Origin of the sequence: Agarivorans sp. 1_MG-2023, from assembly GCF_030548385.1 — a bacterium.
Taxonomy (GTDB): domain Bacteria; phylum Pseudomonadota; class Gammaproteobacteria; order Enterobacterales; family Celerinatantimonadaceae; genus Agarivorans.
Window position 1 is genome coordinate 38563 of the sequence record NZ_JAUOSJ010000010.1, and the last position, 22980, is coordinate 61542.

General features: G+C 45.3%; 16 protein-coding genes. 11 read left to right on the forward strand and 5 right to left on the reverse strand.

Annotated features, from left to right (window positions below; translation table 11 throughout):
• The first annotated feature begins 153 nt into the window (after window positions 1–153).
• The 8 genes from arnB (at window position 154) to Q4592_RS14960 (ending at window position 10103) form a co-directional block, all read left to right on the forward strand.
• On the forward strand, window positions 154–1329 hold the full coding sequence (gene arnB, locus Q4592_RS14925) for a UDP-4-amino-4-deoxy-L-arabinose aminotransferase (RefSeq protein ID WP_303514540.1): 1176 nt from the start codon (window positions 154–156) through the stop codon (window positions 1327–1329).
• Window positions 1319–2305: an undecaprenyl-phosphate 4-deoxy-4-formamido-L-arabinose transferase gene (gene arnC / locus Q4592_RS14930; RefSeq protein ID WP_303514542.1), complete on the forward strand. Its 987-nt coding sequence runs from the start codon at window positions 1319–1321 to the stop codon at window positions 2303–2305. The genes arnB and arnC overlap by 11 nt, the downstream gene beginning before the upstream one ends.
• A gap of 48 nt (window positions 2306–2353) precedes the next feature.
• On the forward strand, window positions 2354–4330 hold the full coding sequence (gene arnA / locus Q4592_RS14935; protein WP_303514545.1) for a bifunctional UDP-4-amino-4-deoxy-L-arabinose formyltransferase/UDP-glucuronic acid oxidase ArnA: 1977 nt from the start codon (window positions 2354–2356) through the stop codon (window positions 4328–4330).
• Between the two features lie 2 nt (window positions 4331–4332).
• The gene (gene arnD / locus Q4592_RS14940) at window positions 4333–5247 is read left to right on the forward strand and encodes a 4-deoxy-4-formamido-L-arabinose-phosphoundecaprenol deformylase (protein WP_303514547.1); all 915 of its coding nucleotides are present in this window, start codon (window positions 4333–4335) and stop codon (window positions 5245–5247) included.
• Between the two features lie 19 nt (window positions 5248–5266).
• Window positions 5267–6916, forward strand: coding sequence for a lipid IV(A) 4-amino-4-deoxy-L-arabinosyltransferase (gene arnT / locus Q4592_RS14945; RefSeq protein ID WP_303514550.1), 1650 nt, complete (start codon window positions 5267–5269; stop codon window positions 6914–6916).
• The gene (locus tag Q4592_RS14950) at window positions 6916–7275 is read left to right on the forward strand and encodes an EamA family transporter (protein WP_303514553.1); all 360 of its coding nucleotides are present in this window, start codon (window positions 6916–6918) and stop codon (window positions 7273–7275) included. Before arnT ends, Q4592_RS14950 begins: the two co-directional genes overlap by 1 nt.
• Window positions 7266–7697, forward strand: a complete 432-nt coding sequence (gene arnF, locus Q4592_RS14955; protein ID WP_303514555.1) for a 4-amino-4-deoxy-L-arabinose-phosphoundecaprenol flippase subunit ArnF — start codon at window positions 7266–7268, stop codon at window positions 7695–7697. The genes Q4592_RS14950 and arnF overlap by 10 nt, the downstream gene beginning before the upstream one ends.
• A gap of 132 nt (window positions 7698–7829) precedes the next feature.
• Window positions 7830–10103: an AsmA-like C-terminal region-containing protein gene (locus tag Q4592_RS14960; RefSeq protein ID WP_303514558.1), complete on the forward strand. Its 2274-nt coding sequence runs from the start codon at window positions 7830–7832 to the stop codon at window positions 10101–10103.
• Window positions 10104–10105: 2 nt separating this feature from the next.
• Here Q4592_RS14960 and Q4592_RS14965 read toward each other — a convergent pair whose 3' ends face one another.
• The 3 genes from Q4592_RS14965 to Q4592_RS14975 form a co-directional block, all read right to left on the reverse strand.
• Window positions 10106–11017 carry a LysR substrate-binding domain-containing protein gene (locus Q4592_RS14965; RefSeq protein ID WP_303514561.1) on the reverse strand — a complete coding sequence of 304 codons (912 nt, stop codon included), beginning with the start codon at window positions 11015–11017 and terminating at the stop codon, window positions 10106–10108.
• A 121-nt stretch (window positions 11018–11138) separates the two neighbouring features.
• Complete coding sequence (locus Q4592_RS14970; protein WP_303514564.1) at window positions 11139–12050, reverse strand: bifunctional GNAT family N-acetyltransferase/hotdog fold thioesterase; 912 nt, start codon at window positions 12048–12050, stop codon at window positions 11139–11141.
• A gap of 106 nt (window positions 12051–12156) precedes the next feature.
• Window positions 12157–12579 carry a hypothetical protein gene (locus Q4592_RS14975; protein WP_303514566.1) on the reverse strand — a complete coding sequence of 141 codons (423 nt, stop codon included), beginning with the start codon at window positions 12577–12579 and terminating at the stop codon, window positions 12157–12159.
• Between the two features lie 105 nt (window positions 12580–12684).
• On the opposite strand from Q4592_RS14975, the gene Q4592_RS14980 reads away from it, so the two are divergent.
• Window positions 12685–13956, forward strand: coding sequence for a DUF945 family protein (locus Q4592_RS14980; RefSeq protein ID WP_303514568.1), 1272 nt, complete (start codon window positions 12685–12687; stop codon window positions 13954–13956).
• Window positions 13957–14158: 202 nt separating this feature from the next.
• Here the strand turns inward: Q4592_RS14980 and Q4592_RS14985 are convergent, their stop codons facing one another.
• Together Q4592_RS14985 and Q4592_RS14990 are read right to left on the reverse strand one after the other, a co-directional pair.
• Window positions 14159–15118 (reverse strand): MalM family protein, encoded by a 960-nt coding sequence (locus Q4592_RS14985; protein ID WP_303514571.1) that lies wholly within the window; start codon window positions 15116–15118, stop codon window positions 14159–14161.
• 89 nt (window positions 15119–15207) lie between these two features.
• Window positions 15208–16425, reverse strand: a complete 1218-nt coding sequence (locus Q4592_RS14990) for a carbohydrate porin (RefSeq protein WP_303514574.1) — start codon at window positions 16423–16425, stop codon at window positions 15208–15210.
• A gap of 882 nt (window positions 16426–17307) precedes the next feature.
• On the opposite strand from Q4592_RS14990, the gene Q4592_RS14995 reads away from it, so the two are divergent.
• Window positions 17308–20535 carry a GH116 family glycosyl hydrolase gene (locus tag Q4592_RS14995; protein ID WP_303514575.1) on the forward strand — a complete coding sequence of 1076 codons (3228 nt, stop codon included), beginning with the start codon at window positions 17308–17310 and terminating at the stop codon, window positions 20533–20535.
• A 16-nt stretch (window positions 20536–20551) separates the two neighbouring features.
• Entirely contained in the window at window positions 20552–22966 is a 2415-nt protein-coding gene (locus tag Q4592_RS15000; protein ID WP_303514578.1) for a glycosyl transferase, read from the forward strand.
• Window positions 22967–22980: the final 14 nt, after the last annotated feature.

The window sequence follows — 22980 nt, forward strand, 5'->3', positions numbered from 1 at the left end:
ATGTTTGAAACACTACAAATCAATCCTAAAAATAACGCTTTAAACAGCATTTTTTACCAAAACCATACATTCACCTACGCTTTGCTCCTTTCTTTACACGCCCGGCACAGTTAGACTTCATCCACTTTAGTATGGATATGCTGACTAGAAATAATGAATCAGGAATTTTTGCCCCTAAGCCGCCCGGCGATTGAGCAGCAAGAAATAGATGCGGTAGTCGACGTACTTAAATCAGGCTGGATTACCACCGGCCCGAAAAATGCCGAGCTAGAAACCGCAGTAAAACAATACACTGGCGCTGAACACGCCGTGGCCTTGAGCAGCGCCACCGCAGGCCTTCATCTCACTTTGGTCGCATTAGGCATAGGCCCTGGCGATGAAGTGATTACCCCGTCAATGACTTGGGTATCCACCGTTAACCTGATTACCCTAATGGGCGCCAAGCCGGTATTTGTAGATGTTGATGCAAATACTTTGATGACCACCGCCGACCGCATTGAAGCGCAAATCACCAATAAAACCAAGCTGATAGTGCCCGTTCACTACGCTGGCGCTCCCCTCGATCTAGATGCTATTTATGCCTTAGCTGAACGTTACAATATTCCCGTGGTCGAAGATGCAGCCCATGCTATTGGTTGTAAGTACCAAGGCAGACCCATTGGTAAAACCGGTAACTGTATTTTTTCTTTGCATGCCATTAAAAACGTAACCACTGCAGAAGGTGGTATTTTTACTACTAATAACGCTGAACTAGCTGAGCGAATTCGCCGCTTAAAGTTTCATGGTTTAGGTGTTGATGCTTTTGACCGTGAAACCCAAGGTAGAGCCCCTCAAGCAGAAGTGATTGAACCGGGATACAAGTACAACATGCCCGATATTTGCGCGGTGCTTGGTTTAGGCCAAATGCAGCGTTTATCCGAGATTACTCAACAACGTCAGCAGCTAGTGGCACATTACCGAGAACTGTTGAGTGAAGTGGATGGTATTTCGCCATTGAGCGTTCCCGACTATTCACATACTCACTGCTGGCATTTAATGATCGTAAGGGTTGATAAAGATGTGTGTGGCTTTGACCGCGACCAGCTCATTAGTTTGTTAAAACAACACGCTATTGGCGCGGGCATTCACTTTAAAGCCTGCCATAGTCAAAAGTACTATCGTGAAAATTACACAAGTCGATTCGGCGAAATAAACCCGGATTTAAGCAATACAGAATTTAACAGCCAACGTATTTGCTCGCTGCCGCTATTTCCTAGCATGCAGTTAAGCGATGTTGAGCGTGTGGTAACAACAATCACTCAACTTATTGGATCTTCTCATGAGGCATAAGCAAGAAATCAAATTCGTATCTATCGTTATTCCGGTTTACAACGAAGCCGATAGTTTACAAGAGCTGATTAAACGAACCTGTGCAGCCGCAGATACCATGGGCAAGGATTACGAAGTTCTATTGGTTGATGACGGCAGTAAAGACAACAGTGCCGACCAAATTGAAGCGGCCGCCGCCGCAGAAGGCAGCCATGTTGTAGGTGTTATTCTAAACCGTAATTATGGCCAACATAACGCCATTATGGCCGGTTTTGAGCATGTGCGTGGTGACTTAATCGTTACCCTAGATGCCGACTTACAAAACCCGCCAGAAGAGATCCCTAACCTGGTGGCTAAAGCAGAAGAAGGTTATGACTCGGTAGGCACTGTGCGTAAAAACCGCCAAGACAGCCGCCTTCGTCGCTACCCATCAATGCTTATCAACAAGATTGTAAAACGCTCAACCGGCGTAGAAATGAACGACTACGGTTGTATGCTGCGCGCTTATCGCCGTCACGTAGTGGACGCGATGTTACAGTGCCATGAACGCAGTACTTTTATTCCCATTTTAGCCAACGGCTTTGCTCGCCACACCATCGAGATTGATGTTGAACACAGCGAGCGCCAACAAGGCGAATCAAAATACAACATTATGGGTTTGATTAATCTGATGTTCGATTTGCTAACCAGCATGACCACTGCACCGCTAAGAATGCTCAGCATTGTGGGCGGAGCCATTGCGGCTTTAGGTGGTTTATTTGGCCTGGTTTTACTCTTCATGCGCCTAATTTACGGCGCTGAATGGGGCGTAGACGGGGTATTCCCGCTATTTGCTCTATTATTTATCTTTATTGGTGCTCAATTTGTAGGTTTAGGTTTGCTGGGCGAATACATTGGCCGCATCTATTCCGACGTGCGAGCACGACCGCGTTATTACGTTCAAGATGTGTTGGTAGGCGAAGCCACCAAACAGGCGCGCGATAGCAAGCCTGAATAAGTAACGAAACGCGAAACTCATTTACCAATTATTTCTAAGGAATAAACCATGAAAGCAGTGGTGTTTGCTTATCACAACATTGGTTGTGCTGGCATTAAAAGTCTTCTCGATGCGGGCGTAGAAATTGCCGCAGTATTTACTCACTTAGACGATGGTAACGAAAACGTCTTTTTTGAATCGGTTGCTAAACTAGCTGCCCGTAACGGCATCCCAGTATTTGCCCCAGAAGATGTAAACCACCCGCTATGGTTAGAAAAAATTAAAGCGATGCAGCCAGAGGTATTTTTCTCTTTCTACTATCGTTCAATGATTAGCCAAGCCTTATTAGATTTAGCCCCTAAAGGTGGCTTTAACCTGCATGGTTCTTTGTTACCACGCTATCGTGGCCGGGCGCCAGTAAACTGGGCATTATTAAATGGCGAAACCGAAACTGGCGTAACCCTACACGCCATGACAAGCAAAGCCGATGCTGGCGATATTGTTGCTCAGCAATCGTTAAGTATTAATAGTGACGATACTGCTGCAACCTTGCATAGCCGACTCACCGAGTTAAGTAGCCAACTGTTAGCCAAAGCGCTGCCGCAACTGGTTGCAGATAAGCACTCTCTAACTCCACAAGATGAAAGCCAAGCCACCGTATTTGGCCGCAGAACGCCGGCCGATGGTGAAATTAAATGGGCGGAAAACGCATCAACTATCTTCAACCTTTGTCGTGCGGTAACTGAACCCTTCCCTGGCGCTTTTACCTTCTTAGGTGAGCGCAAAGTAATCTTCTGGAGCACCACAGCTAGCGAACAAGAGTTTGATGCAACACCTGGCACCATTGTAGCCACTGCGCCGCTAACCATTGCCTGTACTCAAGGCTCATTAGTAGTTAATGCAGGTCAAACTGAAAACGGCTTGTACTTAAACGGCGAGCAACTGGCTGGCGAAATGCACCTGGTAGCAGGCATGCGTTTTGGCCCACAAGCCAGTGCCGTAATTGCTGCAAAACGTCGCCAAAAAGTACTGATTTTAGGCGCTAATGGCTTTATCGGTAACCACTTAACCAAGCGTTTGTTAGATGACGGTAAATACGAAATCTACGCAATGGACATGAGTGCTAACCAAATTGAGCAGCATTTAGAGCACCCTGATTTTCACTTTGTAGAAGGTGATATCACCATTCATAGCGAATGGATTGAATACCACATTAAGAAGTGTGACATTGTGCTACCACTGGTAGCGATTGCCACGCCTATTGAATACACCCGTAACCCGTTACGTGTATTTGAACTGGACTTCGAAGAGAACCTTAAAATTGTTCGCGAATGTGTGAAATACAATAAACGCATCATCTTCCCGTCGACCTCAGAAGTATACGGTATGTGTACTGATGAAGAGTTTAACGAAGACAGTTCGCCACTCATTACTGGCCCAATTAACCGCCAGCGTTGGATTTACTCAACCTCGAAGCAGTTATTAGACCGAGTGATCTGGGCTTACGGCAAAAAAGACAACCTTAAGTTTACTTTGTTCCGTCCGTTTAACTGGATGGGCCCACGTTTAGATAGCTTGAACTCAGCGCGTGTTGGCTCTAGCCGAGCGATTACTCAGCTAATTCTAAACTTGGTTGAAGGTACGCCAATTAAGCTGATTGATGGTGGTGAACAGAAACGTTGTTTCACTGATATCTCTGAAGCTATTGAAGCCTTGTTCCGTATTATCGAAAACAAAGACGGCTTGTGTGACGGCCAAATCATTAACATTGGTTCGCCAGACAACGAAGCCAGTATTAAACAAATGGCTGAAACCCTAGTGGCTAAGTTTGACGCACACCCACTGCGTGAAAAATTCCCACCCTTTGCCGGTTACCACTTAGTAGAAAGTAAAACCTTCTATGGTGATGGTTACCAAGATGTTCAACATCGCCGTCCAAGTATTCGCAACGCCAAGCGCTTACTTGATTGGGAGCCGAGTATCATGATGGAAGATACCATCGAAGAAACCTTAGACTTCTTCCTTAAAACAGCCGTTGACGAGTAACAATGAGTTCGAAAGATACGATAAAAGTTGGCTTAAGAATTGATGTAGATACCTTTCGTGGCACGCGTTTAGGCGTGCCCAAGTTATTAGACATTTTTCAACGCCACAACATTAAGTCGTCATTTTTCTTCACCGTTGGACCCGACAACATGGGGCGCCATATTTGGCGCCTTTTACGTCCGGCCTTTTTGAAGAAAATGCTCCGCTCTAAAGCCGCTAGCTTATACGGCTGGGATATCATTTTCCGTGGTACTTTTTGGCCCGGCCCAGTAATAGGCAAAAAGCTCGCATCGGTGATAAAAAATACTGATCAAGCCGGCCATGAAATTGGCTTACACGCTTGGGACCATCACAAATGGCAAATGAAAACCGACAGCATGTCGCAAAGTGAATTAGGCAATGAAATTCGCAAAGGCTATCAAATGCTGGCAGACATTACCGGCAAAGACGTGCAATGCAGTGCGGTAGCAGGTTGGCGATGTACCGACACCACTCTTGATGAAAAAGAAGCGTTTCCGTTTCGTTATAATAGCGACTGCCGAGGCGAATCTATTTTTGTTCCTAAACCAGGCATGGCGCCACAAATTCCAGTGACCTTACCCACCTACGACGAGTTAATTGGTCAAGATGGCATAGACGAAAGTAATTATAACCAAGCCATTCTAGATCGAATTAAGGCCGATAGCTTAAACGTGTACACCATTCATGCCGAAGTAGAAGGCATTGTTTGCGCTGAAATGTTTGAACAACTAATTATTGCCGCCAAGCAACAAAACATTGAATTTGTGCCACTGTGTGACTTGCTTGACCAAGATTATGTGTCTTGGCCACAAGATAGCATTCTTAATATAGAAATGGATGGACGCGAAGGTTGGTTAAGCCATCAAGCGTCGCTTATTCGCCCTCAAACGCCTTAAATCAGGACTAACCATTAGCATGCGCCACTTACGAATCAACCTAGCCACTTGGGTGCCCATCTTCTTTATTTTGCTCTACCTATTACCTTTAGGTATGCGTGATTTATGGTCACCCGACGAACTACGCTACGCCGAAATTTCACGTGAAATGGTCAGCAGCGGTGATTGGGTAGTGCCGCGTTTTAACGATTTACGTTACTTCGAAAAGCCTGTAATGGGTTATTGGATGAATGCGGTATCGCAGTTGGTGTTTGGTGAAACCAATTTTGCGGTGCGCGCGGCGTCGGCCTTTAGCGCCTTAGGGGCAGCATTTTGTATTTTCTTGCTACTAGCCCGCTTTGCCTCTCGGCCAGTAGCTTGGTTAACCTCAGGCATTTATTTAAGTATGTTTATGGTGTCGGGCGTGGGCACCTATAGCGTATTAGACAGCATGTTGAATCTCTGGCTCACCGCCAGTTTTACTGCGTTCTACTTTGCCATTCGCAGTGAAGAAATGCGGCAACGCGCTAAATATTATGGTTTGGCTGGTTTCTATTGCGGCTGTGCAGTATTAACCAAAGGCTTTTTGGCCCTAGCGCTGCCGGTATTAGTTGTGGTGCCATATATGTTATGGGACAAACAATTCAAAACCATTTTGAAGTGGGGCTGGTGGGTAATGCTGCTTGCCTTGCTCACCTGTTTGCCATGGGCCTTAGCAGTACATGCCGCTGAACCTGATTATTGGCATTACTTCTTTTGGGTAGAGCATATTCAGCGTTTCTCCGCCGAAAATGCCCAGCATTCTGCGCCAATCTGGTATTACTTGCCATTTTTAGCCGCTGGCGTACTGCCATGGTTATTTTGGTCACCCAGCGCCATTAGCCACCTAAAAGGACAAATGCATTCTCCGCTGCTTCGTTATGCCTTGTTATGGGCAGTATTACCTTTGGTGTTTTTCTCTTTAGCTAAGGGCAAGCTAGCCACTTATATTCTGCCAATTATGGCACCGCTAGCGATTTTATTTGCCTTTGGTATTCAGCAAGCTTTTGCTAAATCCTGTAAAGGTTTGAAGTGGGGAAGCTACTTAAACGCGGCCTTATTTGCCCTACTCGCCATAACCACTCTAGTATTACACTTTACTGGAAAACTGCCCTTAGATGCTGAAGAGTCTTACCGCCCTTGGTTACTGTTTAGTATTTTCGGTTTCTGGTCTGCAATGGCCGTGGTAGCGATAAAAGCCAATAGCCTCAACAGCAAAGTGGCCAGCTACATGTTAATGCCGCTGGGATTATTTATGTTGGCATGGGCAACCTTTCCTAATGTCAGCATCTACTCAAAAATGCCAGCTAAATTTATGCAGCAAATCTCTCACTTGGTAAAGCCCAATACTGTATTAGTGGCAGATTACCCAGACACTATGTCGGCGTTTAATTGGTACTTTAAGCGTGAAGATGTTTACTTAGTGGGTCAAAAAGGTGAAGTAAGATACGGCCTAGAGTATCCCGATGCTCAGCACCGCTACATTGAAACTAAAGCGCTCGCGAAGTTTATCGAGCAACAACGCCAACATGCGCCAGTGATGATTTATTACCGGGATAAACCTGATATGGGCGGTGAGTTACCAGCCACTACTCAACGCATAGATAAAGGTCGCTACACCGTGCTCTATTATCAAGCGTTAAACCAATAATGCTTGAGTGGTTATTGGTGATAGCCTCCATTAGTTGCAGCTCGTTGAGCCAATATTGGCAAAAACGCGCGGCGCTGTTGTTTGCCGCTCAACCTGAGTTAAGTACGGTGAGAAAATTACTGTCTAAACCTTTGCTACTGGGCATTATGTTTTTGGCCTTAGGTGCAGTGTTTTGGCTAGGTGTACTCAGCCAGTGGGATGTATCCGTTGCTTACCCATTACTTAGCAGTAACTTTGTGATCATGTTACTCATTTCTAAATTTGCCTTTAACGAATCGGTCAGCCCTCGCCAATGGTGTGGGGTCACCTTAATTATGTTGGGTGTCGCTATTCTTGGAGGGGCAAGCCAATGGCTTTAAAAACTGAGCCAAGAAGCGTGGCCTTAGCATTGCTAAGCGTAGTGTTTATCTCGCTGGCCCAACTTGCTATGAAATGGGGAATGAGCCAGCTCACTCTTCATTTTTCGGCCTTGAATGAGCTATGGAATAGCCAGCAATACTTCAATGTGCTGAGCGATTACCTTGCTTATTTTGTTAGTGTATTAGCAGGCTTAGGGTTTTATGCGCTGTCGATGGTATGTTGGGTTTTGGCGTTAAAACGATTAGCTCTTTCAGTGGCATATCCATTATTAAGCTTAAGTTACGTGATCGTTTATTTTTCTGCTATTGCTTTGCCGTGGATTGGCGAAGCCTTTAGTTGGGTGAAAGCCTTAGGCATCGTCTTTATTTTGGCTGGCATTGTCTTGGTATTTCCTCGAACTAACACAAAAAGTAATACCTAACACCAGCAATACTGCGGCTTTAGCCAAAAGGGGTGAAGCCTGCGCTATTAAATGTGCGAATACTCAAGTATTGTTGCTATGTCTATCTGTATTACTATTGCCTTAAATTAGTCGCATGGAGTTTGCGCCAACATGAAACGCTTTTTTGACCTACTTGCCATCTTATTATTACTGCTACTGGCAACTTCGGTCTTTTTCTTGTTTTCTTTTCACCCAGATCGCTACAAAAGTGACTTTTTGCATTGGTTTAACCAACAAAGCGATTGGCAGCTCAACTATAAAAATACCCAATGGTCCTTGAAGCAACCTTTAAGTCTGCAAGCATTTGATCTTGAACTGGCGAAGTCTGGGCAAGCCGCTATTTTAGCTAAACAAGCAACGCTTAATTTTGCCTTAATGCCTTTGTTACAGGGCAACATTAGCCTTGATAGCTTATCGATTGAACAGGCACAGATTGCCCTAACTCAGCAATTATTCGACGCCCCAGCCGAACCAATAGCCACCGAGCGCCAATCAAGCAACCCTGTTCTAGCTTGGCTTGACAGCGTAGAGCTACAACAGGTTATTGTTAAAGATAGTGATTTTATATGGCAAGACGCTGAGCAACCCTATCGTTTAGAACGCTTTGAACTGGCCATTGAAGATTGGCAAATTGACTTAGACAACCCCAGCCCTAAACAATGGCAATTTACCTTACATAGCTCGGCGCAATTGTTGGTCACGCCTTGGCAAGAAATCGCCATGCCACAGCTAAGCTTGGCCTATGCTCAAGAACAGTTGGTGATTGACCATATTGGTGCCGACCTTTTACAAGGCTCGGTATATGCCTCTGCAGAGTTGAGTAATAAACAATTACGCATTCGCGAAGTAGCCTTAAATAGCCTGCGCTTAGAGCATTTTGCGAATCAGCAATTTGGCTCAACAGACGCCAATTCAGAGCAGCATGAGCCCCTCTCTCTGCCTGAGTTAGACTGGCTTGATAGCATTCAAGTAGATAACTTATTGCTGAACCAAATTAGTTTGGTGTCGCAAGTCAATGGCCACAACTTGGTACTTAATAAGTTCACCGCAGAAGTCGAAAACTTTCAAAGCCCCTGGCCATTTGATCAACAAGCCTTTGAGGCCGATTACGCATTTATTGCCGACGAATTTGGCATAGACCATATTCAGTTTAACGACCTCACTGCGAGTGGACGCGTGGCGCAAGGGCAATTTTCCTTGGCGGCCTTGCGGAGTCAGTTATTTAAAGGCCAACTCAGCTTATCGCTAAGCTATATATGGGAGCAACAAGCTTTAACCCTGCATCAACTGGTACTAGCCAATAACGAAATACCTATACAGCCCAACTGGTTACCACAAGCCCCAACAGATTCGGGCGAAGATTCGGTGCTGCCCGGCACAGGCACTGAGCTCGGTGCTCCACTACAACAATTCAATATTGAACAGTTGGAGCTACAGCAAGTTAAATTACTTTCTTACGCCGACCAATTACCCTTTTCTGCCACCGGCCTTAACGTAGAGTTGCGTCAATTAGAGTTAATAAAAGACGGTAAATGGCAATCGGTAGATGATATTTGGCAGGCTCGAAGCCAAGTATTTGTAGAAGCACCAGAGCTAGCTTACCGCGGCATGGTATTAAGCCATGTGAGTATGGATTTAGGGTCAGATCAACAGATAGGTTACTTCAACCTCTATGGAGAACTACCTTTAGGTCAATTTGAGTTGCAAGGGCAAGCGTTATTAGACCAAGAAAACAAGCCATGGCAAGCCGAGTTATCAGGCTTGTTACTCGACGTAAGTCCACTAGCCCGCTTGGCAAACAATCGCGATTTTAGTTTAGTGGGTGATTTAGAATTGGCCGGAAAGTTACGTGGAAAACTGAGCGACTTTGGCGCCAATATCGATGGTTCAATCGACTTTCATAGCCAGTTATTGCAACTGCCAGGTGCCGATTTAGAAGTAACTTTAGATCAAATTATCGAGAGCCCACGTCAATACTATGAAGATCCCAACCCACTTATCGCGTCCGGTTGGCCTGTCTTTTGGCAAAACCCGCGTAGCTTGCCACAAGGGATTACCCAATTTACTAATCTAGCTTTAAGTGCTGAACTTGAGCAGGGAAAACTGCGCATTGCTCCCCAGCCACTGCCGGGCTTGCGTTACCAGCTCACTTTAGCTGGTGAAGTAGACTTAGCTAAACAACGTTTTAACGACTTAAAACTGGTCGTGGCCGATCAGCCTTGCTGGCGTTTAGTGCACTCCATCACTGGTCAATGGAACCAACCCGCAGTGAGCTTCGATCATTATCTTTCACCTCGCCGTTACTCAGTAGACCAACAAGATTTTGTTAGAGCACCTAGTATTCCTCAGTGCCGTTATCCTCTAGCGGGGCAAGTAAGCCAATAGGTTTAGAGTTGTATGGCTAAAGGCTGATGCTGGGCTTGTTCGATAAAACAATCTCGCAAAGGGTTCTGGCTACTGTCTTTACGCCACACAAAATTGAAGGTTCTACGCATATCTAAGCTCGGTGTATTTAAGGCAATTAACTCGCCGACTTGAATCGCCTGTTCCACGCTGCGTAGTGGCAAACAACTTAAATACGCGCCATTAGCCACCAGCGCGATTAAACTCGGCACATGGCTATATTCTCGCCACACTTTTAGCTTGGTGATTTTGCCATGAATCGCCCCGTTGAAAATATCTCGCGTTCCAGAGCCCGCTTCACGTAATACCCATCTTGCTCGACTAAGTTTGGCTAAGTTCACTTCTTCATGAGACGCTAGAGGGTGCTGCTTACCCGCCACTACTACTAACTGGTCTTCACACCAAACTTGCTGAGCAATTCGGCTGTCGCTGCAATGCCCTTCTATAATGCCAAGTTGCAAACGATAGTCGAGCAAACCCGCTAGCACCACTTCGGTATTGCTGATTTGTGGGTGAATCACCAAGTCAGGATAGTCTTTATCTAGCTTAGTGATGATTTGCGCCAAAAAGTATTCCGCGATAGTTTGGCTAGCGCCAACAGTAAGCTCCCCGCTTATCACTTGCTGCCCAGCAAAGCCCTGCATAATGTGCTGACTTTCCATTAACACTCGCTTGGCTCGTGGGCGCAACCAGTGGCCCCAATGATTGAGTCGTAGTCGTTTGCCTTGGCGTTCAAACAAACGTTGTCCCAGACCGGTTTCCAGTTGATTTAAAGCCATACTAGCAGCGGATTGAGTCATCGATAGTTGCAGTGCGGCGGCACTAACACTGTGGGTTTCGGCAATGCATACAAACACCGACAGCTGTTTAAGACTAAAGCGATACAGATGCTGCATATAAACTTTCCTGATGAACTCAACGAGGTATATTCAATACTCTAATATACCTCGTTAGCACTAAAAGGAAACGGCCTGAGAAGAAAGGGTTAGCTAGAGCCTTTTATAGGAAGGAACGAACTTAAGAATCAAGGTGAGTTTTCGGCAAAATAACATAAAAACCTTTAAATTCAGCGGCGGTTTTATTGTTATGGCAAACTTGCACAGTGACTGTCATTTTGCATTTTTTCCCCTCTAACAAGGGTAACAAGCTGCCTTTCATTTGGCTTTTCTTGACCTTGGCAATAGCGTCTTGGTCAATGGCTTTACGGTGTTTTATCTCACCCTTAGCTAATACAATATCTCCAGCAAAGCCATGTTCTTGCAGCATCAACCAAATCATACCCCAACCCGACAATACCGCCTGGCTGTATATGCTGCCAGCAAACATAGTGGAGTGCGGATTACCGTTTCCGGCAATAGGTAACTTGGTAGTCAGTTCGTTGCCAGTATATTGATGTAGCCGAACGCCCATTTTTTCACTTAAGGGAATTTGCTGGTTAAACATTAACTGTAAAGCAGTACATAACTTAGGTTGACGAACAAAACGGTGCTCTGGAGACAGCTCTTTCACCATTTGTTGCACTTTTACTTTTACTTTATCAAAGGTAGGGTCGCCAGCAGGTTCAAAGCCACAGCTAGTAAAAAAGGCCTGAGCGTCACCACGGGCATTGACTACAATACGCTCTACGCCTTCATCATGGGCCGCCTCTTCTAACGCCAACATCAACAACGTTCCTAAACCGTGTTTACGTTGCTCAGGGCAAACCGCTACATGACGAATAAGCGCTTCTTTATTATCACTTAAAAATAAGCGACCAACCGCTAAAGGATCGCCTCGGCTATCACGAATCATGCGATGAATACTGTGATCATCATAAGCATCTCGCTCACTACCTAGTGGTAGTTGCAAAGGTTTGTTCAATACTTCCCAACGAAATTGATAATACTTATCCATTTCACCAGACGCATCTGGGCAAATCACCTTAAACATAGCTATTCCCTTATTGCTTATCAGCCAAACCCACGGCTGCAGCGCTGTGTCTTATTATGACACTTATCATCATTAAAAATTCATCACCCAATACCAAGTATTATCATCAACCTGGAGTGCTAACTTTACATATTGCACCTAATCGCAACAATAAACCAACACTTAACATGGTAGTTAGCATGTCCATCACACTGTGGTAGTTCAGCCACCACATCAGCGCCAAATAAGCGAAATAAATGGACCAAGAAACCAAGCGCCGACTAGGTCTAGCCAGATGAAGTAACACTTGAAGACAAAAAGCTAGCGCAGTATGGGTGCTATAGTCCAAACCCCAGCGTGGCCACCATGAATAATAGAGATCTATTAGCATCAGCCCGTAAGTGCTTGCTAAGCCTACCAGTAATAAGAAAATACCATTTTGAAGCTTTTGCTGTTGCTCCTGCTTTAGGTATCCAAAAGCGATAAGCACTAATACAAGCACCAACAATGGAGTGTATAAGTCGGCAACTACAGCCAAAAAGCGCGTCATAGTAAAGAACCATTTGCTCAGTCTAAATGGCCATCAGTTTACTATTGCCCGGCGGAACAATATACAATGATAAATCGGCCAATCTAGTCCTTAGGAATTTGCTCAGTGTTAAAGAAAAGCATAATGGCGCTAGCCACACTCGTTGCCATAACTTGTGGTGCTCAGTACCTAAGCCATTCGCAATACCGCCAGCAGGTGAAGCAAATCGTGGCGGACTTCAATCAGCAGAATGAGTGGCAAATAAGCCAAACAGTATTGAGCAGCAGCTGGTTTCAGCAACAAGAACAATGGCAACTTACAGGCAACCTAAGCCAGCTGGGTTTAGATCCCCAGCCAATTGAGCTTCACGTCATTCAGCAAGTTAGCATCTGGCCGTTATGGCTTGAAGGAAAGTGGCAAGTTGACCCCGAGCAAGCGAGTTATCAGCAATGGTTAAGTGACTTAAATCTTGCAGCAATTCCTCATTTAGGAACTTGGCAAGCTAACTTGCTCAGCCAAAAATTACAGCAGCAATTACGGGTTGACACTTTTGAACATAACTACACGGAGTTAGCACTCAACTTTAAGCCCATGAGCATTTCTACGGTTAGCGATTTGTCCTTTCAGCAAGGTGAGGCAACGCTTAGCTGGCAAGGAATGGAATTACTTGATAGCCAACAAAATGGTGACCACATTCACCTAGGTAAAGTGGAAGCCAGCGAAACTTTTAGCCAGCGTCAGCAATGGACATTAGTAGAAAATGCCAGTTGGTCAGTTGAACAGCTACGCCTTCAATTAGGCCAAGGTGAAACCCTGCTGAAGTTGCAGAACCTTTCAGTAAACAACAGCTTTAGTGAAATTAAGCAAAATGCGTATTTAAGTCTAAATACTGAGTTAAATAGTTTCATTTTAAGAGAAGGGGCTGAAGTATTTCAGCTTGACCAATTGCTACTGCGCTCTAGTTTAGGTGGCGTACCTATGCAAAGCTTAATTCAGCTGGCCCAGTCAAAATACACCTCGTTGAGTTCTGATGAGCTAGATGTATTGGTGCAGCAAGCAGTATCAAATGGCATTGAATGGCAGTTAGACACCTTAGTGTTTGAGGTCGACTCGAGTTATAACAGCTTACCCTTACAGGGCGATATAAACCTAGCAGGCAAAGCAAAGCTGCTACCTTTCAAACTAGGCGAAGTGAGCAGTCCGATACAGCTACTGCGATACATAGATTTAAATTTGGCCATAGATGTTGGCGACCAGCTGTTTAACCAAAGCCCTTTATCCGCGTATATTCTTGCTCTACGCAATGCCGGATACTTGCTACATGAGGAAGGCCGAGATCGCAGCGAACTGATCTTCAACGACAGTGAGTTCACTATGAACAACATGCCGGTTAATTAAGCGTGAAAACACACCCTCACCTCAAAGCCGCTGAAGTCAACTAGCAACAATCACATGATAAGATCTTATTGAATGGTTCACGCGGTTTAAAGTTGGCAGTGTTCGCTTAAGTAAGCGGCACTAAACCATAAGCTCGGGACAAAAAAATGCGGCGATAAACGCCGCATAAACAGGGATTAGAAAAAAACACACTGGTATTGCACTACTGTTGCTGCTGTTTCTTCAATTGCTGCATAAAATGAGACTGCGCTTTTGTCGAACCAGCTCGCTCTGCCTCCTCGACTAGGTTTAAGGCCCTAGTAAGGTCATCCTGTGCTACTGCTTTACTAATTTGATCCAGATAAAAGCTCTCTGTATCACTTAGCATATCTGCGCTTGGCGCTTTATTAGCAGCTACCGCGGTGGTAGTGGCTACTGCAGTAGCGGCCGCTGCATCTGCTTTAACTGGAGCAGCTTCAACGGGCGTTAAATTTTGTTTGGGTTCAGCCGAAGTGACATATGACGAGCTGAATAACACTTCGCTAAAACGAACATCTAGGTTACCTATCGGCGAATGTTTTGAATAATATTTAAAGGCCGAAGGTAAACCACCACCGGTTTTTTCTTCATAAACAACTTTAGGATCAATCAGTTCGGTTTTACCGCCATATTCAGTGGCTTTACTGTAAACCAATAAGTAACGTGCTTGTTTCGCTTGCTCAGGTGTGATGGCCTGCTGCATAGATAAAAAGCCTTCCGGGTCTAATGTAGTGCTTTCAACTCGAAGCACCTCATTCAAACCTTGATCATAAAAAATCGCGGTAGGTACAAATACGGTACGCGCTACAAGACTGTCTAAATGAAAAGTAAATTGAGAGATATCATCTGGAATCAATAAGGCTGCTGTATAAGAGTTACCTTCAGGAAATTGAACTACTGGTGACTTTTCGGTGACATCTATACGATTGGTTCTGTCTAAAGACAATAATTGATATTGCAGCTGTGAGGGTAGCTTTGGAGAAACACTTGAAGATTGTAAGTTAGCTGCAATTTTTGCCTCATCGGCAAATTGAGCGCCCCAAGTTCGAAACGGGTCAGTGACTTCTAAAGGCTTGTCATTGCTAGAGCTTGAACACGCGCTAGCTAAAACACAAGCTACAACTACCGTTAATACTTTTTTCAAATTTCCACCTCTTAAATGCGGGCGCTAACACCTTAGCGCCCACTCCTTGGTTTGAGTACCTAATTAAACAGCACTCAGCTTAGCTGGGTTTACCACCAAGCTTCAACCATGGCACCAATTTTTGTTACATCAACCTTATCTTTACCTTCCGTATCCACTTCACCCGTTACAGCGTAGAAGCGAACTACAGGGCGAGACCACATGAAGTGACCCACTTGGAAGTTTTGAGACAAAGTAATTTTCCATGCATCACTCTTGTTCTTAGAACCACCAACATCTGTGCGCTCTGTAAAGTGAACACCAGCTTCTAAAGCAGTTGCCATGTACTCAGTCCAGTGATGCTGAGGACGAACAGATACTGCATATTCAACTTTTTCATCGAATGAACAGCCTGTTTCTTTACAATCAACTAACAAGTAGTTGGCGTTGTATTCCATGGCAGTCATTTCGCCAAAGTTAACCGCGCCGTCTAAGAAAGCACCGTAAGAAGCAGCTTTTTTATCTTCATAGTTTGACCAGTTTTGGCCCGCTGAGTTAGCAGAAATCAACGCAGCAGCGTCAGTTTCGTAACGAGCAGCAACTTGGAACCAACCATTGCTTAAACCTTGACGGTAAGAAGCAAATACTTGCCATGCATCATTATTTTCGATGCGATCAGGGTTAGCTGCATCATCTAAATCACCAGTAGTAAACGCGTAGTTACCACGGAATTTAAGAGCACCTTGCTCACTCACTTTAATATCGTGCAAGTTAAAGGCTAAAGAGTTAACTGAACCTTTTTTGTTTGAAGCAGTTGTACCACCACCACCCTGTGTCCAACCTAAATCAAGTTGAGCAAAACCAAGGTTTAAGTTATCAACACCAGCACCAGAACCATCAGCACTAAGCATGAAGTAATCGCTTAATCCGCCTTGTTCACGACCGTAGAAACGTTTACCAGCCCAAACATAAGCGTCTGGTTGTGAAGCAAAAATACCTTTACCGCCACCGTAGAACTGGGCTAAACCAATGGTATCGCCCCAAGTAGGTGAGTAACCAGGGGTGTTAAGCATAACGTTCATATCGAATTTAGCGTCGCCATTCTCAAAACCTTGAGAAAGCATAAACTCCATCCAGTTGTCTTCGTTACCAAGACGACCAGCACCGTTAATTTCGCCGTGTTCGCCTTTTAGCTGAACAATTTCGTCGCCCGATGCTTCTAAAGCATAACGGCCGTAACCAGAAAAATTAGGGGTACCCGCGAACGAGCTAAGAGAGGTTGCCGCTGACGCGACTGCAATTGCAATTGTAAGCGCTTTCATTTTCATTTTGTTCAACTCCGTGTGAATCTTGAAATTTTATTGGAAGCATTTTTTATATATGGCGAACTAGCCATGGTTAAGAAGTATAAGACTCAAAATTAGATAAATAAGTGACCAACATCACTAATGAAAGCGCTTGCAAAAAACAAAGATCACAATTTAAACAAAATAAGAACCTATAGTTTCATGAAATATAGTGAAATAAAGCTATAGAACATGAAAGCAGTTTCACGGGTAACACATTGTTATTTAATAGTTATTTAACCCACTGAATAAGGTACTGTATACTTATGAAACAAATGATGTTTTTTCGCATATTCACTTTTGTTACAAAAACCAAACTATGTGAGATGAATCAAATAATTATTTTCATCTGATGTTTTTTACACTTATTAGTGCATCAATATGTCTCAATACCTATTGTTAATTAGCTAAAATGAAGCTTTGAGTTGATAAGGAAAAACAAATAAGGCATTAAGGTCCATGAAAATACTGAAGCAAATATTAGCGGCAGTACCCTTAATTTAGCCCCAAGCCTTATTTTCTCATCGAACAAGTCAACACGCTGATGCAATAAAATAACCAGCTAATGTTTTTTAGTATTTTCACAGGCCTCGCAATGCTGCAATGGAAATGTTTCATACGTCAGCTGATTGTACCTAGCCTCCAGACAGCCTATCAATAAAGGCCTTGAGCCTTTCTATAGAACAAGCAAACTACACTTATTGACTAAATTGCCTTGGCTTCTTTCATAGCTTTCCTATTACGAAATCTTTTATTGAGGCCGATCACTTTTTCGAATTGATGCACTAAACAAGCTAAGGCTACCTGTTAACATGCCATGTGAAAGCGCTTACACATCAATAGTATTTAGTTGAGGTCATTCCAATGTTGCATCGTTACACCGCTCAATCCAGTTATTTTGGTCAGGTCAGTGACTTGATGAGTCCAGGATTGGCCGACGAGTTTGTACAACCCTGGTATGTCCCATTAAGTACAACCCCTGCAGACACGGGGATCGCGGTAGGCGGTATTGGTAGTGCGTACACCCTAACACCAGCGGGAACAACGCCACTGTTTCATATGTTACCGGGTTTGCATCTAGCCGACAGCCAGCGTGATGGTTTGCGATTAGAAGAGTTTTTCTTGAGCCAACGCGATGCAAATGAGCAGCAACTGGTGATAGTGAATCACAGCAACTTTCAGCAAAAGCAGAAATTTTTCGCCTTAAGTAATCACCTACAACAGCCACTGTTTAAAGCTGATGATGATACAGAGCAACAGCTTGCGCACCTGCAAAACCTTATTCAAGAGCCGGACTTCTACCAATGGAACCTAGCTAATTTACAGCGTTGGAATGTAGAGTTATCAGATAAAACTCAGCAACTGTTAAGCAACCAAGTGACTGGCGCAGCGCTTAACATTAGTTGGTTACTCGATTTCTATGACGGCGCACTTGGCCTTAAAGCAGCCCACCAACAAGCACTCTATGGTGATTGGGAAGCAAGTACCTACCACGGCATAGACACTTGCCCAAGCGAGCAAGTTAATTATCAAGCGCTGTATCCAGTCGCCAAGCAGCAATTTGTTGACCAGCAAGCTATCCAAGTAACAAAGTTTCACTATAGCCCGGTGGTGCCTAATCACGAAGATTGGGCAGCCTTACCGGTGAGTTATACCCGTATCGTATTGCGTAACCAAAGCCAAACTAGGCAGGCATTTAGTTTAATTCGCTGTTTAGAAAACTTAAGCGGCTTTCAAGCGATTAAACAGCGCCCGGGCGTTCAAGATTCAGCCTGTAAATTGGTTCGTGGGGCTAACGGCCAAACAAGCCAACTGCATCGCTGGCAAAATGACGCTAAACACTGCGCCGTAGAAATGAGCGGTAACGCTAATCCAGGCATAGACTTTGACGGCCAAAGTTGTTTATCCGTTTCCGCGCCAACTGGTTGTTGGGTAAGCGCTAAGCCTTATTTTTACACAGATAATACCGCCAATGTAGTGGCCGGAGGCTTAGCCAGCGGACGCTTAGGAGAATCATTTGACCGCGGTATTTACAGCGGCCGCGAACTCAGTTCAGCAGCACTATGCATTAGCGGCGAGCTAGCCCCTGGCGAGCAAGTCGAACTATGTTTCTCACTAGTGCTAGATTTCCCCCATATTCGTTTACCGGGCCTAACTAGCCTTAAAAAGTACACCCAACAATTTCCACAAAGCGAAGGCAGAGCATTAGCTATTTGCCAGCATGCTATAGAGATAGAACCTCAGTTAACGGCATCATTAGCTGGTGTCAGCGAACAATTAATGCCTGACGATAGCCTAGCTAGCTTACCGCTTGGGCCGCAAGGACAAACCGAGACACGGACTCTGGCTCTAAACACCCTGTCGTTTCTAGCTGAAGCTACCGTTTGGGATGCCGATGATAAATTTTTAGTAAGAGAATGTGCCGATTACCCATTCTTCAATTCCTTGGATGTGTATTTTTATGGCTCGTTTTCATTACTACAGTGTTTTCCACGCTTAGATGGCGCGGTAATGCGTCATTTCTCGCAGGCCGTACTAGCAGAGAACTCGCATATTCGCCGCCACCATGAATACGTAGGCTTACCTCACGCCGATTTACCGAACGACAAAACCGAAGGTCCACGTGCGGTGCGAGGAGCAGTGATTCACGATTTAGGCAGCCCTTTTGACGCCAAACCTGATGCTTACGATTGGCACAATGTTAAGGAATGGAAGGATTTAGCGCCTAAATACATCTTAATGTTGCTACGTCATTATCGTTTTCATGATGACAAAACCCTATTAAGCGATTGCTGGGAAGCGTGCCAAGCAGCCATGCATTACTTGCAAGCCATGGTAGAACCCGGCCAGTGCTTCCCACTGACTCGCGGCACTGACGATACCTTTGATAACCTATCTTCACACGGTATTTCGGTATATTGCGGGTCACTGTGGATCGCCAGCTTAGAAGCCTACGCCACCATTGCAGAACTACTAAACAAAACCGGGATCCCGCAGGAGTACCGCTACCTAGCGTCATGCGCACGTAAGCAGTTTCACAGCAGCTTATGGGACGAGCAGGCAGGCTACTTTCATTTCTATGTGACTCCGCTGCAAATACGCGACATTAAGGAACAACAACTCGAGGCCTTAAGTGATGCCTTAAAGCAGTCTCCCTTTGCTGGGCAACTTAAGCTGCAGAGCAAACCCTGTTCAGTGGAATTAGTGGAACGGCTTAACCAATGGTTAAACGAGCCAAGCCTGCCAGAGTTAGGCGATTTAGCCGAAAATGTGCAGCAGTTATGGGCCGAGCACTGCACGCCACTTAGCTGGCCTACTACTCAAGGTAACCCCAAAACGCTTCGCCAAATACGAAAACTAGCACTCCTCGCGCTAGGCGACTTTTGGCAAAGCTCTTGGCACGCCAAGTTACAACTAGATAGCGATGATAGCTTTGCCGACCAACTGTTAGCCGACAGTTACTGTCGCATGCTGCAGTTACCCGCCATTGCTAGTGAGCAACAACAGCGCCGCAGTTTGGCCTATGTTTATCGCCACAACTACCAAATAAACAGCGCACGAGTAGGCGCAGCCAACTTAGTCACACGCTTAGGTGAACCTAAAGAGTGGGATAATTTCCAAGCTCACGACGTGTGGATTGGCGTGCAATACTCCTTAGTCACGGCGATGGCAGCCTTGGATATGCAGCAGCAAGCCGCTGATTTACTCAGCGCCACTTATCGCAATCTATATCAAGATGCACGCATTCCGTTTGCTGCTCCAGAAGGGTTTAATGCTAGCTGCCGCTTTAACAGTAAGCAGTTCTCCCACTTGAAAGACGGCGAAACCGAGCAGCTTCATCAGGCGCTAATAGACTTAGGTTTACTCTACTCAGATGGACGTATTGCTGCAGATATTCCACGTCAGTTTAATGAGTTCAAACTGCGCAGTGCCGCCTTATGCCAACAATTTCAGTTAAACAGCCAAACGCTGTTCTACGCCTTACACCATACCGGACTTAAGTACACCGCAGGTCGTTACTTCCGCCCCGGCATGATCTTTTCTTTAGCCTTGGTTAAGCCTTTGACCAACGCCGAACAGCATTCAGCTTAACAATTCTGAGGTAAATATGAGCAAGCAATACGGTTATTTCGATGACCAAAACAAGGAATACGTACTAACTACGCCGAAAACGCCGATAAAATGGGCGAACTACGTGGGAACTCTCGACTTTGGCGGTTTAGTGGATACCACTGGCGGCACCGTTGTGTGTAAACAAGATCCCGCCTTAAACCGTATTACTAAATACATTGCCCAGTTGCCACAGTCTGAGTTTAAAGGCTCAACGGTGTATATTCGCCGCAAAACTGCGCAAGGTTACCAACTGTTTTCTCCGTTCTTTACGCCAACGTTAGAAGCCTTAGATAAGTTTGAATGTCGCATTGGTTTGTCTTACACCCGCTGGGTAGTTGAAGCTCAAGGTTTACGTATCGACCTTAAGATTTTTGTTCCTCAAGGTTCTAGCACCTTAATTCAAGATATCCAGGTCACTAACATTAGTGAGCAAACCCAAGCGGTAGATGTAGTTCCGGTTTACGAGTTCACCCACTTTGATGCTTTAAAACAGCTAGTGAACGCCGATTGGGTACCGCAAACCATGGCGCTAAAAGCGCACCCAGAAAGCACTGGCCACGTAGTATTAGAGCAATATGCTTTCATGAAGCGAGATAGCGCCGTGAACTACTTAAGCTGTAACCGCCCAGTTGATTCTTGGGAGGGTGACCGTCGTGCATTTTTGGGCGATAACGAATTTGGCTCTTGGTCAAAACCCTTATCACTAATGGAGCCTAGCTTAGGCAACTCTGAATGTGACCGCGGTGATAACGTAGGCGCGCTATTGGTGAACTTGGGCGAACTTGCGCCGGGTAGCACCGAGCGGGTAATTACTCAGTTAGGCCAAGTAAGCAGTTTGGCCGACGCCAAACCAAGCATTGATTTATATCGCCAAGAAAGCGCTGTAGACCAAGCCTTTGTTGAGCTATCTGGATTTTGGGAAGACTACCTACAAGTGATGCAGGTAGACACCCCAGATACAGCCATGAACTCAATGCTCAACGTACATAATCCTCGCCAATGTCACACCACTAAAAACTGGTCTCGTTACCTGTCTTTATACCAGTTGGGCTACGGCGCTCGCGGTATTGGCTTTAGGGATTCATCGCAAGATTTAATTGGTGTGATGTCGCACATGCCGCAAGAAGCACGCGAATTTGCCGAGCGTTTATTATCGGTTCAACTCGCCAACGGCTCGGCCATGCACCAGTACTTCCCACTCACTATGGAAGCCAACGAAGGCGACTCACGCGAAGAGCCAGAGTGCCCTAACTACTACGGTGACGACCATTTATGGATCGTTCTCACGGTTGCTCAATACCTAAAAGAAACTGGCGATCTGGATTTCTTAAATAAACCTATTTCTTATTACAGCAAAACCCTAGAACCTGAAGAACGCCCGCAAGCCAGCGTTTATCAACACTTGCTTAAAGCCGTTGATTTTACGTGGAACAATGTAGGTGAACATGGCCTACCACTACTCGGTTTTGCCGATTGGAACGATACTGTTAACTTGCCAACTGGTGCTGAGTCTCTGTTTGTTGCTAACTTATTTGGTAAAGCGCTAAAAGAGTTGTTAGACATTGCCAAGACCTTAGATGACCAGAGCAGCTACGATTTGCTCAATGGTTACTATCAAGAAATGAAGCAACGCGTTAATCAGCACGCTTGGGACGGCGAATGGTGGGTACGTTACTTTACTAACGAAGGCCAACCGATTGGTTCGCATAAAAACCAACATGGTAGTTTATACACCAACGGACAGTCGTGGCCGGTAATCTCTGGCTTTGCTGAAGGCGACCGCATGCTAGCCGGCCTTGATGCTGTCAATCACAAGCTAAACACCAAGTACGGCATTATGTTGTCTGGCCCTGGTTACAATGGTTTTGACCCACAACTGGGTGGTGTAAGTACTTATCCACCGGGTGCTAAAGAGAACGGCGGTATCTTCTTACACTCAAACCCTTGGGTAATGATGGCCGAAACCATAGCCGGTAACGGCGACCGTGCCTTTGAGTACTACAACCAAATTAACCCTGCTTTCCACAACGATAACTTGGATGTATTCCAATCCGAACCTTATTGTTACCCACAAAACATTCTAGGTGCGGAACACAAACAATTTGGTATGGGTCGCAACGCCTGGTTGTCGGGCACCTCTGCCTGGACTTATGTAGCTGGTACTCAATACATCTTGGGTATTAAACCCACGCTAACGGGGCTAGAAGTAGACCCTTGTATTCCAACGGCATGGCCTGGCTTTAGCGTGAAACGCCGTTACCGTGGCGCACAATACAACATTAAGGTTAGCAACCCTAACGGCGTAAGCTCGGGTGTGGTAAGTGTCACCGTAAATGGTGACGCGATCGATGGAAAAGTGCTACCTGTCTTTAGTGAAGGCGAGCATCAAGTAGAAGTGGTACTAGGCTAAACCGAGTACAGCAA